We start from the raw sequence: 19638 nt of genomic DNA, 5'->3' as shown, positions 1-19638 counted from the left end.
CGGTCCACTTCAGTCGATATCCGCCTTGACGTGGGTGCGGATCACCGCCGCCAGTTCCGCCGCTCGGCTTGGCGCCAGGCCGGGGAGGGAGACGATGCTGTTGTGGGTGCCTGCCGTGTGGATGGCGAGGGTGGCGGTGCCGAACATCTTGTCGAGCGGCCCGCGTGCGATGTCGAGATGCTGGACCCGCACCAGCGGCACCAGCGTGTCCGTATGGACTAGCCAGCCCCGCACCACTCGCAGCATCGCCGGCTCGAGCGCGTAGCCGAGCCGCAGCCACACCCTGATCGGCGCGATCACCACGGTCAGCGCGGCCAGCAGCGGCACCAGAACCAGCAAGAGCCCGCCCCACGACGTGTCCGCCAGCACCAGCCGGTCGAACACGATCGCGCCGATCACGGGCGGGACCCAGCTCAGCAGGGTCTGCACCCGCAGCACCTGGACATAGCCCCGGTCGACCGGAGTAAGGCCCGATCTAGGCGCCGGCGGTTCGGCTCCGCCCTCGATCGCTTCAGCTGTCATACGGCCACAATACAGCAGCCGCATGGCGCTTCAAGGGTTGCGTCAGGCGGTGCCCAGGCGATGCTCGCCGGCGATCCGGCGGACCGTGCCGCTCGATGCGCGCATGACGATGCTCTCGGTGGTGACACAGCCCTTGCGGCGCTTGACGCCCTTCAGCAGCGAGCCGTCGGTGACGCCGGTCGCGGCGAAGATGCAGTCGCCCTTGGCAAGGTCGTCGAGCCGGTAAATTCGATCAAGGTCCTCGATACCCCACCGACGAGCCCGCGAACGCTCGTCCTCGTTGCGGAACAACAGCCGGCCCTCGATCTGCCCGCCGACGCAGCGCAGCGCCGCGGCTGCCAACACGCCCTCCGGGGCGCCGCCCGAGCCCATGTAGATGTCGACGGTCGTCTCGGGGTCGGTCGTGGCGATCACCCCGGCAACGTCGCCGTCCGGGATCAGCATGATGCCGCAGCCGATGCTTCGAAGCTCGGCGATGATCTCCGCGTGCCGCGGCCGGTCGAGCACGCAGGCGATGATCTCGTTCGGCTCGACGCCCTTCGCCGCCGCCAGCGAGCGGACGTTTTCGGCCGGCGAGCGGTCGAGGCTGACGGTGCCCGGGGCATAGCCCGGCCCGATCGCCAGCTTCTCCATGTAGACGTCGGGCGCATTCAGCAGCCCGCCTGCCTCGGCGATGGCCAGCACCGCCAGCGCGTTCGGACCGGCCTTGGCGGTGATGGTCGTTCCTTCCAGCGGGTCGAGCGCGATGTCGATCTTCGGACCCGTGCCCTGCTCGGACCCGACCTTCTCGCCGATGTAGAGCATCGGCGCCTCGTCGCGCTCGCCTTCGCCGATCACCACCGTGCCGTCCATCGGCAGCTCGTTGAGCGCAGCCCGCATCGCTTCCACCGCGGCCGCGTCTGCGGCCTTCTCGTCACCGCGTCCGACCAGCGACGAGGCGGCGATCGCCGCCGCTTCGGTGACCCGGACCATTTCAAGCACGAGGACTCGGTCGAGGATGTTGGACGGATCGATCACGGGCTGTTCTTCCTGCTGTTCTCGCTGGCGACCGCTCCTAGAATGGCTCCGGCGGTCGGGCAACAAAGCTCCCCGGGCCGCCCCTTGTTCCGCCGCCTCAACAATGAAAGGCAGCAATTCGCCGCGGGCGAGCGTTGTCCCCCCATGCGCACAGCCATCCTCGTCCTCCTTGCCGCTTCTGCTGCCGCCTGCTCGGGCAACGAAAAGGTGGCCGACAATGCCGTCATGCCGGCCCTCGACGTCGCCAGCGAAACGCCCGGCGACTGGTCCGGACTGGTCGAGATGGTCGGTCGCCGTCCGTCGGAAAGCGGGCTCATCGAGAGCAGCGCGATCAGCGTCGACCTGAACGCATTGCTCGGTCCCGATGCCGGCGCCTTCCGCGATGCGATGATGCGGGCCGGGCCGCTCGCCCGTGACGGCGACCTGCTCGTGGCCAGGGCGCCCGACGCCTGGCTGGTGCTCGATCCCGCAGATCATGCCTTCCGTGCCGCACTCCGCCAGGGCGGTTCGGTCAGGGAGTGGCAGACGCCGGGGGCCGAGGTGCCGCCCGCCGGCGGATGATTCACTCGTCTCCGGCGGCCTCGTCCACCTGGTGGGTGAGCAGCGCCTTGCGCACCCGGATCGCCCGCGCCGCGATCCGCGTCTCGATGAGGAAGATGAAAAATCCGAGCGCCAGCGTCACCATCGCCAGAATGAACAGCAGGGCGATGGTCGTGCCGGCGTGAAGGTCGACCAGTGCCGCCGCGAACAGCAGCACCACCACGGCGCAGACCAGAACCGCACTCGCCACCGTCATGGTGATCGCCCAGCTGACCAGCCGCATCCGCTGGTCGACCGTGTTGATCTCGCGCACCAGCCGGTCATGCTCGACCCCGACGCTGTCGAGCAGCAGCGGTTCGACGACCCGTCCGCGGTCTACGATGCGCGACAGGCGCCCCGTCAGCGTGTTGAGGAAGGCGCCGATGCCGGCCAGCAGGAAGACCGGTGCCACCGCCTGCCCGATGATCCGCGCCACCGCCGACGCATCTTCCGGAGTGACGGGAAGGATCATGCGCGTCTGGCTCCCGCCGACCGGCAGCGATCGGAGCAGAACCGCACCTGATCCCAGTCCCGCTCCCATTTCTTCCGCCATGCGAAGGGCAGCCCGCACGACGCGCAGATCTTGGTCGGCAGGTCGGCCTTCTTGCGCATCCTTGGCATGCACTCCCTTTGGGGCAGCGGCACGGGCCTAGTCAAACCAGCGATGGGTCCGCATGCTGGGCCGCGATGAGCGACTTCGAATTCATGTTCGCCCTTTACGGCCTGATGCTCGGCCTTTCGCTGGCCGAACTGCTGAGCGGCCTTGCCCGCGCCATCGAGGAAAGGCTCAGCCCCGGGGCCGGCCTCCGCATCGGCTGGCTGACTCCATTGCTCGCCATCTTCGTCCTGCTCGACCTGCTCTCCTTCTGGGGTGCGGCCTGGCTGACCCGCGACATCATCCGCGTGTCGGGTGACAGCCTGATGTTCGCCACCGCCTTCGCCAGCGCCTATTACATGGCCTCCCGCCTGGTCTTCCCGCGCGATCTCGCCGGCCTTGCCAGCCTCGACGACCATTTCTTTCGCATGCGCCGGATCGTCATCGGCATCCTGTTCGTCCTTCTGGTCGTGCAGATCGGCTGGTATGCTTCCCTTCCCCAGATCGCCCCGCGTATCTTCGCGCCGGCATCCCTGGCCATGACGTGCCTGCTGGCCGTGCTGATGCTGCTCGCCATGGCGCTGAAGGACCGGCGCTGGCTGACCCTCGTGCTGGCCGCGCTCGTCGGCCGCTACGTCCTCGGCTACATCCTCTTCTGACCATGTCGGCCGTCACCGCCCGCGCCAGCAACCTCGTCCCGCCGGTCGCCGTCGGCATAGCCCTGCTCGACCTTGCCGGCTTGAGCTGGTGGGCGCTGTCGACCGTGGTGCTGGCGGCGACGGTGCTCGCCGCCGTCCACCATGCCGAGGTGGTCGCGGCGCGGGTAGGGGAGCCGTTCGGCACGCTCATCCTCGCGCTTGCCGTCACGGTCATCGAGACCGGCCTGATCGTCAGCCTGATGCTCGCGGCGCCCGAGGGCGCGAGCACGCTCGCGCGCGACACCGTGTTCGCGGCGAGCATGATCATCCTCAACCTGATGCTCGGCATCTGCCTGATCGCGGCCGCCCGTCGGCTGGTCGAGCAGCGCTTCGTGCGCACCGGCGCCAACGCCGCCATCAGCACGATCGCCGCCTTGCTGGTGCTGACCCTTGTCCTTCCGAACTTCACCACCAGCGTTCCCGGCCCGATCTACAGCCCCGCCCAGCTCGCCTTCGTCGCCGCCTTCGCGCTCATCCTCTACCTGACCTTCGTTTTTGCCCAGACCATCCGCCACCGCGACTATTTCGTCCGGCCGGCAGTCCCCGGAGATGATGTCGACCACCGTCCCAGCGCCGGGGTAGCAGGCCTGTCTTTCACTTTGCTGCTGTTCAGCCTGGTCGCAGTGGTGCTCCTCGCCAAGGGCCTGTCGACGCCACTCGAGGAGACGATCGCCGCCGCTGGCGCACCGCGCGCGCTGGTCGGCATCGTCATTGCCGGCGTGGTGCTGCTTCCCGAAGGGCTCGCCGCCCTCAAGGCAGCGCGGCTCGGCCTTCTCCAGACCAGCCTCAACCTCGCGCTCGGGTCTGCGCTCGCCACCATCGGCCTCACCATCCCAGCAGTGACCGTGGTCGCCTTCCTGCTCGACCTTCCGCTTGCGCTCGGGCTCGACACCAAGGGCATGGTGCTGCTGACCCTGACCCTGTTCATCTCGTCCCTGTCGCTGGCGCGCGGGCGGGTGACGGTCCTCCACGGGGCCGTCCACCTCGTCATCTTCGCCGCCTATTTGCTGGTGACGATCGTCCCCTAGGCGCCTTTCAGCAGCTTCTTCACGCCCCGCGCCGCCTGCCGCAGCCGCTGTTCGTTCTCGACCAGGGCGATGCGGACGAAGCCCTCGCCCTCCTCGCCAAAGCCGACCCCCGGCGCCACCGCCACGCCCGCCTCGGCCAGCAGCCGCTTGGAAAATTCCATGCTCCCCAGCTTGGCGAAGGCCTCGGGAATGGCCGCCCAGGCGAACATCGACGCCTGCGGCACGGGAATGTCCCAGCCCGCCCGGCCGAAGCTCTCGACCAGCACGTCCCGCCGGCGCCGGTATAGCTCCCTCGTCTCGGCGATGCAGTCCTGCGGCCCGTTCAGCGCCGCCACCGCCGCCGCCTGGATCGGCGTGAAGGCGCCATAATCGAGATAGGATTTGACCCGCGTCAGGGCCGCGATCAGCTCCCGGTTGCCGACCGCGAAGCCGATCCGCCAGCCGGCCATGGAATAGGTCTTGCTCATCGACGTGAACTCGACCGCCACCTCCTTTGCCCCCTCGACCGACAGGATCGACGGCGTCGGTGTGTCGCCGAAATAGATCTCGGCATAGGCAAGATCGGAGATGATCCAGATCTCATGCTCGCGCGCGAAGGCGACCAGCCGCTCGTAGAAGGCCTGGTCCGCGACATAGGCCGTCGGATTGCTCGGATAGCCGATCACCAGCGCCTTGGGCCGCGGCACCGTGTAGCGCATCGCCAGCCGCAGCCGCTCGAAGAAGTCGTCGCCAGGCGCCGCCGGGATCGACCGGATCGCCGCCCCGGCGATGATGAAGCCGAAGCTGTGGATCGGATAGGACGGGTTGGGCGCGAGGATGACGTCCCCCGGCGCCGTGATCGCCTGCGCAAGGTTGGCCAGCCCCTCTTTCGAGCCGAGGGTCACGATCACCTCGTTCTCGGGATCGAGTTCCACTCCGAAGCGCCGCTGATAATAGGCCGCCTGCGCCTTCCTCAGCCCCGGAATGCCCTTGGACGCCGAATAACCATGCGCATCGGGCTTGGCCGCCACCTCCGCCAGCTTGGCGATGACGTGCGCCGGCGGCGGGCTGTCGGGATTGCCCATGCCAAGGTCGATCACGTCACGCCCCTCGGCCCGCATCTTCGCGCGCATCCCGTTGACCTCGGCGAAGACATAGGGCGGCAGCCGCTCGATGCGGTAGAAGTCGGTGTGCATGGCCCTTTGTGCCGTCCCTGCTGCACCGCGGCAAGGCGTCGCGGAACCCGCATTGGTCAATCCTGTTTCGCAACCGAGCGGGCGCGACGGAGACAAGCAACGATGAACATCCTGATGGTCCTCACCAGCCATGACCAGCTCGGCGACACCGGCAAGAAGACCGGCTTCTGGCTCGAGGAATTCGCGGCCCCCTATTACGTCCTCAAGGATGCCGGCCACGACATCACCCTCGCCAGCCCTCACGGCGGCCAGCCGCCGCTCGACCCCAAGAGCGACGAGGAAGACGCCCAGACCGACGCCACCCGCCGCTTCAAGTCGGACGAGGCCGCAAAGGCCCAGCTCGCCTCGACCGAGCGCCTCGGTTCGATCGACGCCTCTCGCTTCGACGGCATCTTCTATCCCGGCGGACATGGACCCCTCTGGGACCTCGCCGAGGATGCGGACAGCAAGGCACTGATTGAACGCAGCCTCGCCGACGGCAAGCCGGTCGCCCTCGTCTGCCACGCGCCGGCCGTTCTCAGGAACGTCACCGCGCCCGACGGCAGCCCGCTCGTCCGTGGCCGCAAGGTGACCGGCTTCACCAACGAGGAGGAAGAAGCGGTCGGCCTCACCGACGTGGTGCCCTTCCTGCTCGAGGACGAATTAAAGCGGCTGGGTGGCGATTACAGCAAGGCCGCCGCCTTCCAGTCCCATGTTCAGCGCGACGGGCTGCTGATCACCGGCCAGAACCCGCCCTCGAGCGATGCGGCCGCCGAAGCCCTGCTCGAAGCGCTGACCCGCCAGACTGCCGACGCCTGACCTGCCGGAGGCGGGGCCGGGCTCAGCCCTGGTCCCGCTCCCAGGCGTTGCGGCGCTTCAGCCCATAATCGATCCGGATCCGTACCCACTCGCCGACCTGCACCCGTCCGCCGATGCGCGGCGGGCGGACCTTGAACTGCCAGGCCGCCGCAAGCACCGCCCGCGCCAGCTGCGAGCCACGCGGCTGCTCTTCGATGGCAACGCAATCGTCGACCTTGAAGTCGGGCACGGTCCGGCAGGCGATCAGCGCCCAGCCTGGCCCCGACGCGGTCGACAGATAGCCCTTGAGTTCGCTGTCATAGGGCTCGCGGTACCAGGAGGCGGCATAAAGACGCTCGCCATTCGGCCCCCGCCCGTCGACCATCGGCGTATCGGCTTCACCGGCGGGCCGGCCGGGGCCCGCGGCCTCGAGGTCGACGGCATGGACCGAAGGTCGGACGCCGCCAGCTCACCTGGCGACAGCTTCACCAGAGGCGCCGGGGTCTGGACCGGCGGCGCTTCGCTCGGCGGTAAGGGGCGGGGCTGCTCGACCGGCGGCTGCTCGACCGGCTGCGCCTCCTGCGGCTGCCGCTCGGCGACCCTCGTCTCGCTCGGTTCGGCCGGCTCCACCCGTTCCGCCGGCTCGACCTCGGAGGCAGCCAGGTCGAAGGTCGAGAGCGGCTTCTCGTTGCCATCCATCTCCACCGTCCGCCCGGTGCCGAGCGCCAGCAGCAGGATCACCACCAGAGCCTCGAGCAGCAGCGCGAGCGAAAGGCCAATCAGCCGCTGCCGCCGGGGCGCACGGACCGCTGCGCCGGCAGCGCGCCTTGCCGCTACCGGCCGCTCGAGGGGAAGATCGACACCCACTTTGGCTCCCTAGCGCCGCAGCGCGGCTCTTCCAGCCCGCCGCTTGCCCCGACGTGAACGAGGCTTCACCCACGATAGGCGGGAAGGCTCCAGCCGCGGGCAAGCGCGAGACCCCTCAGACCGAACCCGGCGACTGCGGCCGCCAGCGCCGCGCCCCAGCCGCCGAAACCCAGCACCGCCAGCCCGACAAGCAGCCCGGCGCTCAGCGCCGCGGCGGTGACGTAAAGCTCGGGCCGCATCAGGATCGACGGCTCGCCCGCCAGCACGTCGCGGATGATTCCGCCCGCGCAGGCGGTCAGGACGCCCATGGCAAAGGCGGGAACCGGCGCGATTCCATAGGCCAGCGCCTTGGCCGCGCCATAGGTGGCGTAAGCGCCAAGCCCGAGGGCGTCGAACCACAGGAGCGCACGCCCGGCGAACCAGCGCCGGCTTGCCAGCCACACCAGCAAGGCCGCGCCGAAGCAGATCAGCAGCACTCCGTTGGTCTGCACCCAGAAGACCGGCGCCCCGATCAGCAGGTCGCGCAATGTCCCGCCGCCGACCCCGGTCACCACCGCAAAGAACAGGAAGGTGACGAAGGTCTGCCTCTTCTCCGCCGCCAGAAGGGCGCCCGACACGGCGAAGACCGCGATCCCGAACAGGTCGAGCGCCTGAAGCGCCAGCGGCAGTGCAGGGACGGGAAGCGCGGGCGTCATCGATGCCCTCCTACACGCCCGTTCACCCCAAGCGAAGTCGACGGCGGCGCACCCCGCCATTGCCATCGCCTCTGTCCTACAGCCTCTTCCTATGTCATTGTCCTTGCATGACGACTTGCCCGCCCGGCCGCCACTTGATCCTGCACGGCAAGCGGATTTGGGCCCGAATGGCGGTCACCGGTGACCTTCGTGACCTTGTTCAGGAAAAGGCGGCGCGAAAGACCCCCGCCACCGGTGACCTTTGTGACCTTGTTCAGGTTCGCGCGACCGCGAACCGGACCGAAGACAGCGATCGGAACATGTGGTGACCAGCGAATCGACCACGACCACTCCGCCTTTTCCAAGCCTCGAGGATTGGCAGCACTGGACCCTGGTCATGGGCCGCGCCCAGCAAATGCTCTTGGAGACCTGGTCCGACAGCTGGAAGGCTGGCGATCCCGCGCCCGGGCTCAAGCTCCCCCACGCGCCCGATCCGATGGCGATGCTGACCGCCGGGGCCGAAGCCTGGGGCAAGGGGCTGGAGTCTTGGGGCCGGATGCTCGGCGGAATGGCCGAGGCGGCGGAGAAGAAGGACAAGCGCTTCGCCGCGCCGGAGTGGCACGATCATCCGCTGTTCGACACAATCCGCCAATCCTATCTCGCCATCTCCGACCAGCTGATGAAGTCGGTCGACGATGCCGATCACCTCGACGCCGAGGCCCGGCAGCGCCTGAAGTTCCTGACCAAGGGCTTCGTCGATGCGATGAGCCCGTCCAACTTCGCGCTGACCAATCCCGAAGTGCTGAAAGCGACGCTGGAAAGCCGGGGCGACAATCTCCTCACCGGCCTTCGCCATATGCTCGACGATATGAAGGCCGGTCAGCTCAGCCAGGTGCCCAAGGGCGCCTATGAGGTCGGCCGCAATCTCGCCACCACGCCTGGCAAGGTCATCCACGAAACGCCCCTGTACCAGCTGATCCACTACGCCCCGACCACCAGGACGGTGCTCGAAACGCCGCTGGTCATCTTCCCGCCGTGGATCAATCGCTTTTACATTCTCGACCTGACGCCGGAGAAGAGCTTCGTCCGCTGGTGCGTCGAAAACGGCATCTCCCTGTTCATGGTCAGCTGGAAGTCGGCGGACGAAAGCCTCCGGGACGTCACCCTCGACGATTATGTGCTGCGCGGCCAGGTCGACGCGATCGACACCGTCCGCGACCTGCTCGGCGTCGAAAGCGTCCACACCATCGGTTATTGCGTCGCCGGCACCACGCTCGCCGCCACGCTGGCGCTGATGCAGGCGCGCGGGGAAGCGGACAAGGTCGCCTCGGCCACCTTCTTCACCGCGCAGGTCGATTTCTCCGAAGCCGGCGACCTCAAGCTGTTCATTGGGCAGGAGACGATGGCGCTGCTGGAGCAGCTGTCGGCCGAGACCGGCATCGTCGACGGCCGGGTCATGGCGGCGACCTTCAACCAGCTGCGCGGCCGCGACCTCGTCTGGAACTATGTCGTCAACAATTACCTGCTCGGGAAGGAGCCGCCGCCCTTCGACCTCCTCCACTGGAACGGCGACGTCACCAACCTGCCGGCCGGCTGGCACCGCGACTATCTGGAGACGCTCTACAAGGCGAACCGGCTGGTGGAATGCGGCGGGATCAAGGTCGATGGTACCCCCATCGACCTTGGTCAGATCCAGACCCCGCTCTACATCCAGGCTGGCCGCGAGGATCATATCGCCCCGCCGCAGAGCGTGTGGAAGATCATGGACCATGTGCCTGGGCCCAAGCGCTTCGTGCTCGCTGGCTCCGGCCACGTCGCCGGCGTCGTCAATCCGCCGAGCGCCGGCCGCTACCAGCATTGGGTCAATGAGGGCGAGCCGCGCAGCCTCGACGAGTTCATCGAGGGCGCGACCGAGGTGAAGGGCAGCTGGTGGCCCGACTGGCTCGCCTGGCTGAAGGCGCTGGCCCCGAAGCAAGTCGCGGCGACTGGCGACCGCATTCCCGGCAAGGGCAAGCGCAAGGCGATCGAGGATGCCCCCGGACGCTATGTGAGGACCCGCTAGGCTAGAGGATCCCGCCCCCAAGCATCAGCCGGACGATCCCGACCAGGATGACGAACAGGCACAGGTTGCGTCCCGCCTTGGACCCGCCGCTCAGCTGCCCGATCCCGGCCCCGACCACCGCCAGCGGGAGGATCAGCCAGTTGGCCCAGCCGAGCAACGGCAGGAAGGCGATGGCGGCGCTGACCAGGGCGATGAGCCCGACCAGCAGGGAGATGATGTTGAGCAAGCTCGTTCTCCTCAGTCGGGGATCGGTTCGGCCTTGGCCGCGGACCCCTTCAGTGCACTAGATAGGTATAACAGCGCCGCCGTCCAGATGCACGCGAAGGCGGCGGCATGGGCGGTGGTGAAGGCCTCGCCATAGAGGAATACCGCGACCAGGAACTGCAGCGTCGGGGCGATGAACTGGAGGATTCCGAGCGTGGAATAGGGAAGCCGCCGCGCCGCGCCGGTGAACAGCAGAAGGGGAATGGTCGAGGCAACGCCGCTCAGCACCAGCAGGACCGTGTCGGTCCGGTCGAGGCCCCAGACCGGCATGGTCCCGCCGCTCGCCCAGGCGAGCCAGGCCAGGGCGGGCACGAACAGCAAGGCCGTCTCGATGCCCAGCCCCGCGCTGGCATCGACATGGGCGACCTTCCGAAGCAGCCCGTACAAGGCGAAGCTGGCGCACAGGGCGAGGCTGATCCACAGGTGCGACAGCGCGCCCGCCGCCAGGATCGACACGCCAACGCCGGCGATCGCCACCGCCACCCACTGCTGCCGGGTCAGCGGCTCGCCCAGTACGAAGCGGCCGAGCAAGATGTTGGCGAGGGGGTTGAGATAATAGCCGAGGCTTCCGGCAAGGATGTGCCCGCTGTTCACCGCATAGACGTAGATCAGCCAGTTGGCGCCGATCAGCAGGCTCGACGCGAGCAGGAGCCGGACGGTGCCCGGATGGCGAAGCGCCGCCTTCACCTCGCCCCAGGCCCGCGTCACGCTGAGCAGGATCCCGAGCACCAGCAGCGACCAGACGATCCGGTGCGCGACAATGGCCACCGCCGGCACGCCGACCAGCAGCTTGAAGTAGATCGGCAGCAGGCCCCACATGCCGTACGCACCGATGCCGAGCGCGAAGCCGACGCGGGCGCGGTCGGGGCTGGACTGACGAGGGGCTTCCATCGGGCGGGCTGTGGCCGTGCTCCGGCGTGGCTGCAAGACTTTGTTAACCCTTTTGCCCCCTTGTCCGTAGTGGACGGGGGCAGGCGCTATGCTAGCGTGAGGACGATCATGCTTATTGCCCGTGCAGGACTGTTGCTCGCCACCGTGGCGCTGGGCGGCTGTGCTGCTTTCGAAAAGCCGCGCACGGCTGCGGCCCGGCCAACGGTCGAAGCGCTCCCGCCAACCAAGGCCGAGGCATGGATGCGCATCGCCAATCCCGAGGACGTCGAGCGCCTGCGCGGCATCGCCGGTGCCTGGCAGGAAGGCCTCGCCGCCGCGCGCCAGGGCCGGTTCGCCGCCGCCTTGCGTGAGGAAGGCGATCTCCTCCGTCCCGAGGCGGCCCTCGCCCGGCCGGCGCCGACTCCCGGAAGCTACAATTGCCGCATGGTCCGGCTCGGCCAGACTGGCGCCCGCGCCCCGGCCTTCGTCCGCTTCAAGCCATTCTTCTGCTACGTGGAAGTCGAGGAGGACCTTCTCACCATCGTCAAGCAGACCGGCTCCGAACGACCGGCCGGACGTCTGTGGGACGACGATGTCTCGACGCGCCTCATCTTTCTCGGCAGCCTCGCGCTCGGCAACGAGGACCAGCCCAAGGCTTATGGCGAGGATCCGAAGCGCGACATGGCCGGAGTGCTGGAGCGAATCGGTCCGATGCGCTGGCGCCTGATCATCCCGCATGGGCAGTCCGGGGCGAAGCTCGACGTGTTCGAGCTGACTCCGGTGGCGCAGCAGCCGAGCCGGTGAGCCTGTCGGACCCGGAAGAGGTCCGCGCCCATTTGCTCGCCGCCGCCGCGGCCGGCCATCCGCTGACCTATTCCGAACTGCTCGAGCGTCTTGGCTATCCCTTCAGTCGACCCAGGATGCGCGCCCTCTGCAAGACCCTCGCTGCCGTCGATGACGCCGCCGAAGCGAACGGGGAGCCCGAGCTCGCCGTCCTGGTCGTCCGCCAGTCCGACGGTCTTCCCGGTCAGGGCTGGTGGACCGGCAGCTGGGAAAAGCATCACCACACCGGCGACTGGTTTGGCCCCGAAGCACGTCGGCTGATCGGCCGGCTGCAGCGGCAGGCCTTCGACTATTGGCAGAAACAAGCACCTCGCTAAGCTGCTGTCCGAAGTTCGACAGGGGGAAGCATGATCATCGCAATCTTGGCCGCCGCGTTCGCTCAGGCGGCACCTGCGCCGTTGTCCGTCACCGTCATCCACGCTGGCACGCTCATCGACGTCCCCGGCCAGCAGCCGAAGCGCAATGCCAGCATCGTCGTTCGTGGCCGGCAGATTCTTGAGGTTCGCGATGGCTTCGTCGACGTGCCCGGCGCCCGTGTGGTCGATCTTCGCACCAGCACCGTCATGCCCGGCTTCATCGACAGCCACGTTCACGTCGGCGGCCTCGACGATCCGCTGCGAGCCCGGGTCGAGGCCGCGAGCCGGGACCTCGAGGACGAGGCCTTCACCGCCTTCGGCAACAGCCGCAGGCTGCTGATGGCCGGCTTCACCACGGTCCGCGACCTCAACGGCAATCCGCGCCAGCTTCGCGCCTTGCGCGACGCGATCGGCCGCGGCGACCTGGTCGGGCCGACCATCCTGTATGCCGGTCGCACCGTCGGCATCACCATGGGCCATGGTAGCGGGCAGCCGGGGCTCAACCGGGCCCTTACCGAAGATGCCATGGAGCCTGAGCGCGCCAGCGGTCGCTGCGACGGCGTCGAAAGCTGCCGCCGGGCCGTTCGCTACCAGATCGGCATGGGCGCGGACGTCATCAAGATCGCGGCCTCCGGCGGTGTGCTCAGCGATGTCGCGGGCGGCCTTGGCAAGCAGATGACGGACGATGAGATGAAGGCGGTGGTCGATACCGCCGCCAGTTTCGGACGCAGGGTCGCGGCGCACGCCCATGGGGTGCAGGCCGTCAACGATGCGCTGAAGGCCGGGGTCGCCTCGATCGAGCATGGGACCTTCACCAACGAAGAGAGCTTCCGGCTTTATCGCCAGACCGGCGCTTACTATGTGCCCACCCTGCTCGCGCCCATGTACGCGCTGAAGAGTGCCGAGCGCGGTGCCCTTCGGCCCAACCAGGTCGCCAAGGCGCGCGAGGCCGCAGGCAATGCGGAGAAGAGCTTCGCCGAGGCGGTACGGCGCGGCGTGAAGATCGCCTTCGGAACGGACAGCGGTGTCTCGCCCCACGGCACGAATGCGGAAGAATTCGTGCTGATGACGAGAAACGGCATGAGCGCGATGGACGCAATCAAGGCCGCGACGGTCAATGCCGCCGACCTGCTCGGCCGCTCGTCAACGATCGGCACCATCGAAGCGGGCAAGGACGCCGACATCGTCGCGGTCGAAGGCGATCCGCTGGCCGACATCGGCCGGCTGCAGCAGCTCGGCTTCGTGATGAAGTGGGGCCAGGTGGTGAAGCAGGGCGGCCAGCGACAGCTGACCGCCGCCGATTAACCGCCGCCCTTGCGCTCGATCGTGGCACCGACGGCGGAAAGCTTCTCTTCCAGCCGCTCATAGCCGCGATCGAGGTGGTAGACGCGAAGCACCTCGGTCTCGCCCTCGGCGGCGAGGCCCGCGATGATCAGGCTCATCGAAGCGCGCAGGTCGGTCGCCATCACCTTCGCACCGGTCATGTGATCGACGCCGTGAACGATGGCGGACCGCCCGCGGACGTCGATGTTGGCGCCCATGCGGCGAAGCTCAGGCACGTGCATGTAGCGATTCTCGAAGATGGTTTCCTCGAGGAAGCTCTCGCCCTTCGCGCGGCACAGCATGGCCATGAACTGCGCCTGCATGTCGGTAGCGAAGCCGGGGAAGGGCGCTGTCGACAGGGCCAGCGGCTTCAGCGGCCCGTCCGCGCTGACCTTGATGCCATTGTCGTGGAACTCGACGATCAGGCCGCACTGTGCCAGCGCGTTGGTCGTGGCCAGCATGTCCTCGGGCCGCGCCCCGATCAGGTCGAGGCTGCCGCCGGTGATCCCGGCCGCACAGGCGTAGCTGCCGGCCTCGATACGGTCGGGCATGACCGCATAGCTGCAGCCGTTGAGCTTCTCGACGCCTTCAATGGAGATGTGCGGGCTTCCGGCACCCTGGATCTGCGCGCCCATCTTCTGGAGCAGGCGGCAGAGATCGACGATCTCGGGCTCGCGCGCCGCATTGTAGAGATTGCTCCGGCCGCGGGCGAGGACGGCGGCCATGACCGCATTCTCGGTCGCGCCGACCGACACGACCGGGAAGGTGAAGTCGCCACCCGGCAGCCGTCCGCCGCGCGGGGCGGTGGCGCGGACGTAGCCCGCTGCCAGCTCGATCTCCGCGCCTAGTGCTTCCAGTGCCTTGAGGTGGAGGTCGATCGGCCGGTCGCCGATCGCGCATCCGCCCGGAAGCGAGACGGTGGCATCACCGGCGCGGGCGAGCAGCGGCCCGAGCACCAGGATCGAGGCGCGCATCCGCCGCACCATGTCGTAGGGGGCAGTGGTCGAGATGAGCTTCTTCGCGCGCAACGTCATGCGCCGCCCGATCTCGCCCTTCTGGAGCCCCTCGATCTTGGTTGAGACACCGAGTTCGTTGAGCAGATGCCCGAAGCTGTCGACGTCGGCGAGCCGCGGCAGGTTGCTCAGCGTCAGCTTGTCGTCGGTGAGGATGGCGCAGGGCAGCAAGGTCAGCGCGCTGTTCTTTGCGCCGGAAATAGGGATTGCGCCTTCGAGGCGCTTTCCGCCCTGAATGAGAATGGAGTCCATCGGCGGGGGTTTAGGGCCTCGTTGCGGAGGCGCAAGGGGAGGGCTTTACGCCTTCTCCAGCGTGCACTGAAGCGGGTGCTGGTTCTCACGCGCGAAGTCGATGACCTGGCTGACCTTGGTTTCCGCGACTTCGTAGGTGAAGACCCCGCAGACGGCGACACCCTGCTGATGGACCTGGAGCATGACCCGGGTCGCATCCTCGATGCCCATGTTGAAGAAGCGCTGCAGGCACAGGACGACGAACTCCATCGGCGTGTAGTCGTCGTTGAGCATCAGCACCTTGTAGTTGCTGGGCTTGCGGGTGCGCGGACGGGTGCGGGTGACGACCCCGCGCTCGATTTCCTCCACGCCGTCGCCCTTGCCGGGGACGTCATCTTCGCCAGCCATGGTGATACGCTCGATCATCGGTGCCCTAGATAGGGGAGGGGGCAAGGGCTTGCCAAGGCGGGCTTGCGCCCATTCGGCCCAGTTCGGCCCTCAGCGCGTCCCAAAGGAAAGCGGCCGCCTCTCAATACGCGAGAGGCGGCCGCAAGAATGCCTGACAGGAGGAGGGTTATCAGGCAGTCAGCTCGTTGATCTTTTCGGCATTGACGGCGGCGCGGCTCGACAGCGGCTGGATCGCCTCACCGGCGAGCTTCACCGTCGCTTCGGTGAGCTGGCTGAAGCTGGCGACGACGCGGTCGAAGTTCTGCTTGGCGATCTCGCTCTGCAGCTGGAAGAACTCGCTCGGGCTCTGGGCCTGAGCCAGGCTCTTGAACTCGGCGACGTTCTGCTCGAGACCCTCACGGGTGCGCTGCAGGGCGTCCTCGCCCACGCTCTTCGCACCGGTGGCGGCGATCTTGCCAGCCTCGACGACCGCTTCGACGTTGGCGCGGGTCAGCTCGGCGAACTCCTCGGCGGCCTTGCGGCTCTTCTCGATGGCTTCCTGGCCCTTGCTGCCGGCTTCGGCGAACAGGTTCTGGAAACGGTCGGCACCCGGAAGGGCGGCGAACGACTGGAGGTTCATCCAGTTGGCAGGATCGAAGTTCACGGCATTGTCCTTCTGCTCGGGCGCGGGCTTCTCGGCGCGGGGCTTGCTGCTGATGCTCGCGGCCTTGCGGCCACGCGGCTTGCGCTCGGTCTTCACCCGGCGCGCGTTCACCTTCTTCACGGCTTCGACCACGGCGGGCTCGACGGCCTGCACGGTCTCTTCGGAGATGGTTTCATTCGCTACGTTGTCGGTCATATCTCGTCCCTTGTTGCAGTGCACAATATAGTGCGCTGCACAAGAAATCAAGAGGCCTTCGCAGCTGCAGCATTGACGCCAACCGCTCCGGGGCGGCAAGAGCGGCCATGGACCACGCTCAGCGCACCCGTCGCGGCCTCCTCATCGTGCTTTCTTCCCCCTCGGGCGCCGGCAAGTCGACCATCAGCCGCAAGCTGATGCAGGACGATCCGACCATCACCATGTCGATCAGCGCCACGACGCGCCCGATGCGACCGGGGGAAGTCGCCGACGTCGACTATCATTTCGTCGATGACGACACCTTCCAGAAGCTGATCGACACCGACGAACTGGCGGAATGGGCCTATGTCTTCGGGCACCGCTACGGCAGCCCGAAGGAGCCGATCAAGGAGGCGCTGAAGAACGGGCGCGACACCCTGTTCGACATCGACTGGCAGGGCACGCAGCAGCTCGAATATGCCTTCCGCACCGATCTCGTGCGGATCTTCATCCTGCCGCCGTCGATGGCGGTGCTGGAACAAAGGCTGGTCGATCGCGGCACCGACAAGGACGAGGTGATCCAGTTCCGCATGCGTCGTGCCGCGGCCGAGATCGGGCACTGGGCGGAATATGACTATGTGCTCATCAACGACGATGTGGACCGTTGCACCGAGAAGGTGCGGGCGATCGTCGCCGCCGAGCGCCTGCGCCGCGAGCGCCAGCCCTATCTCCTAGATTTCGTCCGCAATCTCGTCGAGAAGCCCAACTAGGAGCGAAGCAGCTCCAGCAGGCGGGCGCCGGCGCGGAAGTCGGCCTCGCGCGCGTCGAGCGCCTTCTCCGCCTCGGCATCGCTGCCCCATTGATCGAGCTGCCAGCGCTCGTCGAGGCTGACGGCCGACCAGGCCTCGTACACGCCGATCGCCTCTTCAAACACCGCGAGAGCTGCCACCAGCGAGCCCCCGACCGTAACCATCGGCGACAGGCCCGCCAGCTGGAAGGGGCCAAGGGCGCGAACGGCATGGGTCAGCCGCTCGACTGTCGCTTCGGGCTGGTCGACAGGGGCGACCCCCCCGGTGACGGCGAAGTCCACGTCATACCGCCGCCGGGCCCACTGCAGCAGCGGATCCCACTCGGCCGCTTGGGCGTCGATCAGTGCCGAGGGGCTTTCCGCACGATAGCAGAAGAGGTCGCCGGACGCGTAGCGGGCGAGCCCGTCGGCGAACGTCTCCCGCTGCGGCGCGACCCGGTCGAGCGCGGAATTGGCAAGGCCGGTCATCGGCATGGCGCGAGGGTCAACCGTCTCGCCCGCCGCGCGCCACTCGGCCGCGGCGGCGTCCGCCAACGCCCGATTCGGAAGCAGCAGAAGGGCGCGGGCGGGAGTCCGGACGGGCCTGCCGTCCAGCTCGATCCGCCAGCCACCGTCATCGTCGACCAGCTGCACTTCCTTCCAGAAGCGCTTCACCGGCGATCCGCCTTTTCCCAATGCTGGCGCAGCAGCACCGGTCCCAGCAGTGCATCGACGAGCCCGATCCCGACGACCACCATGCCAAGCTCGAGAAAGCCGCCGGGCCGCACCAGGTCGCCGAAGATGATCCCCATGCCCAGCAGGAACATCAGCAGTCCCGAAATCCGAAGCAGGGCGAAGATGCCGAACCTCTTCTTCCAGAGCGCATCCTGCTCGGAGCTCATGCCGTTGCCCTCACCAGCTGCTCGGCAATCTCCAGAACGACGGCAGGAGCCTCGGCGATGGCGTCCGCGCCCGCTGCCGACAGCTCCGCATGATCGTGATAGCCCCACAGGGCGCCGATCGCGTGGGCGCCGGCGGCTTTGGCCATGCCCATGTCCCAGGCCGTATCTCCGATCACCACCGATCGCTCGGGCGCCGCGCCGCATTCCGCCATGGCGGTGAGCGTCATCGAGGGGTGCGGCTTGGACGGGTGGCGGTCGGCGGTCTGAAGCGAGACGAAGCGCGCATGGATGCCATGCGAGGTCAGGCAGTGGCGGAGACCACGATCGGACTTGCCGGTGGCGACCGCGAGGGTCCATCCGCGGGATTCGAGGTCGTCGAGGAGCGGCAGGATGCCGTCGTAAAGCGGTTCCTCGACTTCCTGCCGGCCACGAAGCGTGACGAACGCATCCTTGTAGGTCTGCGCCATCCTCTGGTGGGTGTCTGAGTCCTGCTCCGGCGCGAGCGCCGCCATGGCTTCGGTCAGCGACAGGCCGATCACCCGCTGCGCCCGCTCACGCGGCGGAAGCTCGAGCCGATGCTCGGTGAAGGCAAGGCCAAGAGCGCGATGGATGGTGCCCCCGGAATCGACGAGGGTCCCGTCGCAATCGAAGATGGCGCAGCGAATCACCGGCGGCCCTTCGGCGGCGACTTGGGGCGCGTTCCCTTGGGCGGCGGAGCAGCGCCCCGGCTTCGCCGCTCGCCCTTGCGCTCCTTGCGCGCGGTCTTGGCGGCGGCCGCCTTGCGGCGGGCCTGGACGACCTGGCTCTTGGCCGGGTCGGGCCGGTCGAGCGGCATGTTGTCGCCCGACCGAGCCTCGAAACCGAGCGTGGCGAGGCTCTCCGCAAAATGGCCGGGAAGTTCGGCGGAGACGTCGATCTCCTTGCTGCCGGGCGCGTCGATCTTGAGCCGGCGTGCATGCAGGTGCAGCTTGCGGCTGATCCCCCCGGTCAGGAACGCTTCCGCACCGCCGTATTTGGCATCGCCGACGATCGGGTGGCCGAGATGGGCCATGTGGGCGCGAAGCTGGTGCGTGCGGCCGGTCAGCGGCTGGAGCTCGACCCAGGCGGCGCGCGTGCCGGCGCGGTCGATCACCCGCCAGCGGGTGCGCGCCGGCTGGCCATCCTCGGCGACATGCATCTTCTCGCCGCCGGTCCCTGGCTGCTTGGCGAGCGGGGCGTCGATCAGCCCCTCGTCCTGGCCGAGATCGCCGACGACGATGGCCCAATAGACCTTGCGCGCCGTCCGGCCAGAGAAGCTCTTGGAGAAGAAGGCGGCGGCGCGGGCCGAGCGGGCGACCAGCAGGACGCCGCTGGTGTCCTTGTCGAGGCGGTGGACCAGCTTTGGCCGTTGCCCATCCTCGTCGGCCAGCCCGTCGAGCAGGCGGTCGAGGTGCTGATCGGTCTTGGTGCCACCCTGCGTGGCGAGGCCCGGCGGCTTGTTGAGGACGAAGGCTTCGGGCGTCGCCTCGATCACCATCTCCTGGACGTAGCTGCGTTCCTCGTCGGTGAGCGGTTCGAGGATGCGCTGGGGCCGCGCGCTGCGCTCGGGCACGGCATCGCGGGGTGGGATGCGGATGGTCTGGCCGGCAAGGATGCGATCGCCGGGGTTGGCCTTCTCGCCGTCGAGACGGAGCTGGCCCGTCCGTGCCCAGCGCGAGACGAGGTTGAAGCTCACTTCCTCGGCCATGTGGCGCTTGAACCAGCGGTCGAGCCGGATGCCGTCGTCGTCCGCCGCGACGGTGAAGGTGCGATGCTCGATGCTGGCCATGGACGCGGCTCCTAGCGCCTTGG

Annotated in this window: 26 protein-coding genes; 10 read left to right on the top strand and 16 right to left on the bottom strand. The window is 68.0% G+C overall.

Annotation, left to right across the window (positions count from 1 at the left end; all coding sequences use genetic code 11):
• Window positions 1–9 precede the first annotated feature (9 nt).
• Both JOY29_RS07490 and glpX read right to left on the bottom strand, forming a co-directional pair.
• Window positions 10–522, bottom strand: a complete 513-nt coding sequence (locus JOY29_RS07490; RefSeq protein WP_300972904.1) for a PH domain-containing protein — start codon at window positions 520–522, stop codon at window positions 10–12.
• Window positions 523–564: 42 nt separating this feature from the next.
• Entirely contained in the window at window positions 565–1539 is a 975-nt protein-coding gene (gene glpX, locus JOY29_RS07485) for a class II fructose-bisphosphatase (protein ID WP_300972903.1), read from the bottom strand.
• 144 nt (window positions 1540–1683) lie between these two features.
• Here glpX and JOY29_RS07480 point away from each other — a divergent pair, with 144 nt between their 5' ends.
• Complete coding sequence (locus JOY29_RS07480; protein ID WP_300972902.1) at window positions 1684–2100, top strand: hypothetical protein; 417 nt, start codon at window positions 1684–1686, stop codon at window positions 2098–2100.
• A 1-nt stretch (window position 2101) separates the two neighbouring features.
• On the opposite strand, the gene JOY29_RS07475 is transcribed toward JOY29_RS07480, so the two are convergent.
• Window positions 2102–2590 (bottom strand): DUF2721 domain-containing protein, encoded by a 489-nt coding sequence (locus tag JOY29_RS07475; protein WP_300972901.1) that lies wholly within the window; start codon window positions 2588–2590, stop codon window positions 2102–2104.
• A complete protein-coding gene (locus JOY29_RS07470) occupies window positions 2587–2739 on the bottom strand; it encodes a DUF2256 domain-containing protein (protein ID WP_300972900.1) in 153 nt (50 codons plus the stop codon). The genes JOY29_RS07475 and JOY29_RS07470 overlap by 4 nt, the downstream gene beginning before the upstream one ends.
• Before the next feature lie 66 nt (window positions 2740–2805).
• On the opposite strand from JOY29_RS07470, the gene JOY29_RS07465 reads away from it, so the two are divergent.
• Window positions 2806–3372 carry a hypothetical protein gene (locus JOY29_RS07465; RefSeq protein WP_300972899.1) on the top strand — a complete coding sequence of 189 codons (567 nt, stop codon included), beginning with the start codon at window positions 2806–2808 and terminating at the stop codon, window positions 3370–3372.
• Window positions 3373–3374: 2 nt separating this feature from the next.
• Entirely contained in the window at window positions 3375–4439 is a 1065-nt protein-coding gene (locus tag JOY29_RS07460) for an ionic transporter y4hA (RefSeq protein WP_300972897.1), read from the top strand.
• Here JOY29_RS07460 and JOY29_RS07455 read toward each other — a convergent pair.
• Window positions 4436–5614: an LL-diaminopimelate aminotransferase gene (locus JOY29_RS07455; RefSeq protein WP_300972895.1), complete on the bottom strand. Its 1179-nt coding sequence runs from the start codon at window positions 5612–5614 to the stop codon at window positions 4436–4438. The two genes, JOY29_RS07460 and JOY29_RS07455, sit on opposite strands and share 4 nt — an antisense overlap.
• A gap of 102 nt (window positions 5615–5716) precedes the next feature.
• Here JOY29_RS07455 and JOY29_RS07450 point away from each other — a divergent pair, with 102 nt between their 5' ends.
• Window positions 5717–6412: a type 1 glutamine amidotransferase domain-containing protein gene (locus JOY29_RS07450; protein ID WP_300972894.1), complete on the top strand. Its 696-nt coding sequence runs from the start codon at window positions 5717–5719 to the stop codon at window positions 6410–6412.
• A 22-nt stretch (window positions 6413–6434) separates the two neighbouring features.
• Here the strand turns inward: JOY29_RS07450 and JOY29_RS07445 are convergent, their stop codons facing one another.
• A complete protein-coding gene (locus JOY29_RS07445; RefSeq protein ID WP_300972893.1) occupies window positions 6435–6776 on the bottom strand; it encodes a hypothetical protein in 342 nt (113 codons plus the stop codon).
• A 57-nt stretch (window positions 6777–6833) separates the two neighbouring features.
• Here JOY29_RS07445 and JOY29_RS07440 point away from each other — a divergent pair, with 57 nt between their 5' ends.
• On the top strand, window positions 6834–7271 hold the full coding sequence (locus JOY29_RS07440; RefSeq protein WP_300972892.1) for a hypothetical protein: 438 nt from the start codon (window positions 6834–6836) through the stop codon (window positions 7269–7271).
• Between the two features lie 52 nt (window positions 7272–7323).
• On the opposite strand, the gene JOY29_RS07435 is transcribed toward JOY29_RS07440, so the two are convergent.
• Complete coding sequence (locus JOY29_RS07435; protein ID WP_300972891.1) at window positions 7324–7953, bottom strand: trimeric intracellular cation channel family protein; 630 nt, start codon at window positions 7951–7953, stop codon at window positions 7324–7326.
• A gap of 304 nt (window positions 7954–8257) precedes the next feature.
• On the opposite strand from JOY29_RS07435, the gene JOY29_RS07430 reads away from it, so the two are divergent.
• Window positions 8258–9994, top strand: a complete 1737-nt coding sequence (locus JOY29_RS07430) for a class I poly(R)-hydroxyalkanoic acid synthase (RefSeq protein WP_300972889.1) — start codon at window positions 8258–8260, stop codon at window positions 9992–9994.
• 1 nt (window position 9995) lies between these two features.
• Here JOY29_RS07430 and JOY29_RS07425 read toward each other — a convergent pair whose 3' ends face one another.
• Both JOY29_RS07425 and rarD read right to left on the bottom strand, forming a co-directional pair.
• Entirely contained in the window at window positions 9996–10220 is a 225-nt protein-coding gene (locus JOY29_RS07425) for a hypothetical protein (protein WP_300972888.1), read from the bottom strand.
• Between the two features lie 11 nt (window positions 10221–10231).
• Window positions 10232–11149: an EamA family transporter RarD gene (gene rarD, locus JOY29_RS07420; protein WP_300972887.1), complete on the bottom strand. Its 918-nt coding sequence runs from the start codon at window positions 11147–11149 to the stop codon at window positions 10232–10234.
• Between the two features lie 96 nt (window positions 11150–11245).
• Here rarD and JOY29_RS07415 point away from each other — a divergent pair, with 96 nt between their 5' ends.
• From JOY29_RS07415 to JOY29_RS07405, 3 genes are read left to right on the top strand one after another with little or no spacing between them, the layout of a single operon-like run.
• Window positions 11246–11932: a DUF4893 domain-containing protein gene (locus tag JOY29_RS07415; protein ID WP_300972885.1), complete on the top strand. Its 687-nt coding sequence runs from the start codon at window positions 11246–11248 to the stop codon at window positions 11930–11932.
• Window positions 11929–12288 carry a ribose-phosphate pyrophosphokinase gene (locus JOY29_RS07410; protein ID WP_300972884.1) on the top strand — a complete coding sequence of 120 codons (360 nt, stop codon included), beginning with the start codon at window positions 11929–11931 and terminating at the stop codon, window positions 12286–12288. Before JOY29_RS07415 ends, JOY29_RS07410 begins: the two co-directional genes overlap by 4 nt.
• 30 nt (window positions 12289–12318) lie before the next feature.
• Window positions 12319–13632: an amidohydrolase family protein gene (locus JOY29_RS07405; protein ID WP_300972883.1), complete on the top strand. Its 1314-nt coding sequence runs from the start codon at window positions 12319–12321 to the stop codon at window positions 13630–13632.
• Here the strand turns inward: JOY29_RS07405 and murA are convergent.
• The 3 genes from murA to JOY29_RS07390 form a co-directional block, all read right to left on the bottom strand.
• The gene (gene murA / locus JOY29_RS07400; RefSeq protein WP_300972882.1) at window positions 13629–14915 is read right to left on the bottom strand and encodes a UDP-N-acetylglucosamine 1-carboxyvinyltransferase; all 1287 of its coding nucleotides are present in this window, start codon (window positions 14913–14915) and stop codon (window positions 13629–13631) included. The two genes, JOY29_RS07405 and murA, sit on opposite strands and share 4 nt — an antisense overlap.
• 45 nt (window positions 14916–14960) lie before the next feature.
• Entirely contained in the window at window positions 14961–15302 is a 342-nt protein-coding gene (clpS, locus tag JOY29_RS07395; protein ID WP_300975502.1) for an ATP-dependent Clp protease adapter ClpS, read from the bottom strand.
• Window positions 15303–15471: 169 nt separating this feature from the next.
• Window positions 15472–16140 (bottom strand): phasin family protein, encoded by a 669-nt coding sequence (locus tag JOY29_RS07390; protein ID WP_300972881.1) that lies wholly within the window; start codon window positions 16138–16140, stop codon window positions 15472–15474.
• A 107-nt stretch (window positions 16141–16247) separates the two neighbouring features.
• Here JOY29_RS07390 and gmk point away from each other — a divergent pair, with 107 nt between their 5' ends.
• On the top strand, window positions 16248–16889 hold the full coding sequence (gmk, locus tag JOY29_RS07385; protein ID WP_300972880.1) for a guanylate kinase: 642 nt from the start codon (window positions 16248–16250) through the stop codon (window positions 16887–16889).
• Here the strand turns inward: gmk and JOY29_RS07380 are convergent.
• From JOY29_RS07380 to JOY29_RS07365, 4 genes are read right to left on the bottom strand one after another with little or no spacing between them, the layout of a single operon-like run.
• Window positions 16886–17581: an ATP12 family chaperone protein gene (locus JOY29_RS07380; RefSeq protein WP_300972879.1), complete on the bottom strand. Its 696-nt coding sequence runs from the start codon at window positions 17579–17581 to the stop codon at window positions 16886–16888. The genes gmk and JOY29_RS07380 overlap by 4 nt on opposite strands.
• On the bottom strand, window positions 17578–17808 hold the full coding sequence (locus JOY29_RS07375; RefSeq protein ID WP_300972878.1) for a hypothetical protein: 231 nt from the start codon (window positions 17806–17808) through the stop codon (window positions 17578–17580). The genes JOY29_RS07380 and JOY29_RS07375 overlap by 4 nt, the downstream gene beginning before the upstream one ends.
• Window positions 17805–18476, bottom strand: a complete 672-nt coding sequence (locus JOY29_RS07370; protein ID WP_300972877.1) for an HAD-IA family hydrolase — start codon at window positions 18474–18476, stop codon at window positions 17805–17807. Before JOY29_RS07370 ends, JOY29_RS07375 begins: the two co-directional genes overlap by 4 nt.
• Complete coding sequence (locus JOY29_RS07365) at window positions 18473–19615, bottom strand: RluA family pseudouridine synthase (RefSeq protein WP_300972876.1); 1143 nt, start codon at window positions 19613–19615, stop codon at window positions 18473–18475. The genes JOY29_RS07370 and JOY29_RS07365 overlap by 4 nt, the downstream gene beginning before the upstream one ends.
• Window positions 19616–19638 lie beyond the last annotated feature (23 nt).

Origin of the sequence: Sphingomonas sp. LHG3406-1, from assembly GCF_029637485.1 — a bacterium.
Classification (GTDB): domain Bacteria; phylum Pseudomonadota; class Alphaproteobacteria; order Sphingomonadales; family Sphingomonadaceae; genus Sphingomicrobium.
This window is presented reverse-complemented; position numbering and strand designations above follow the sequence as displayed.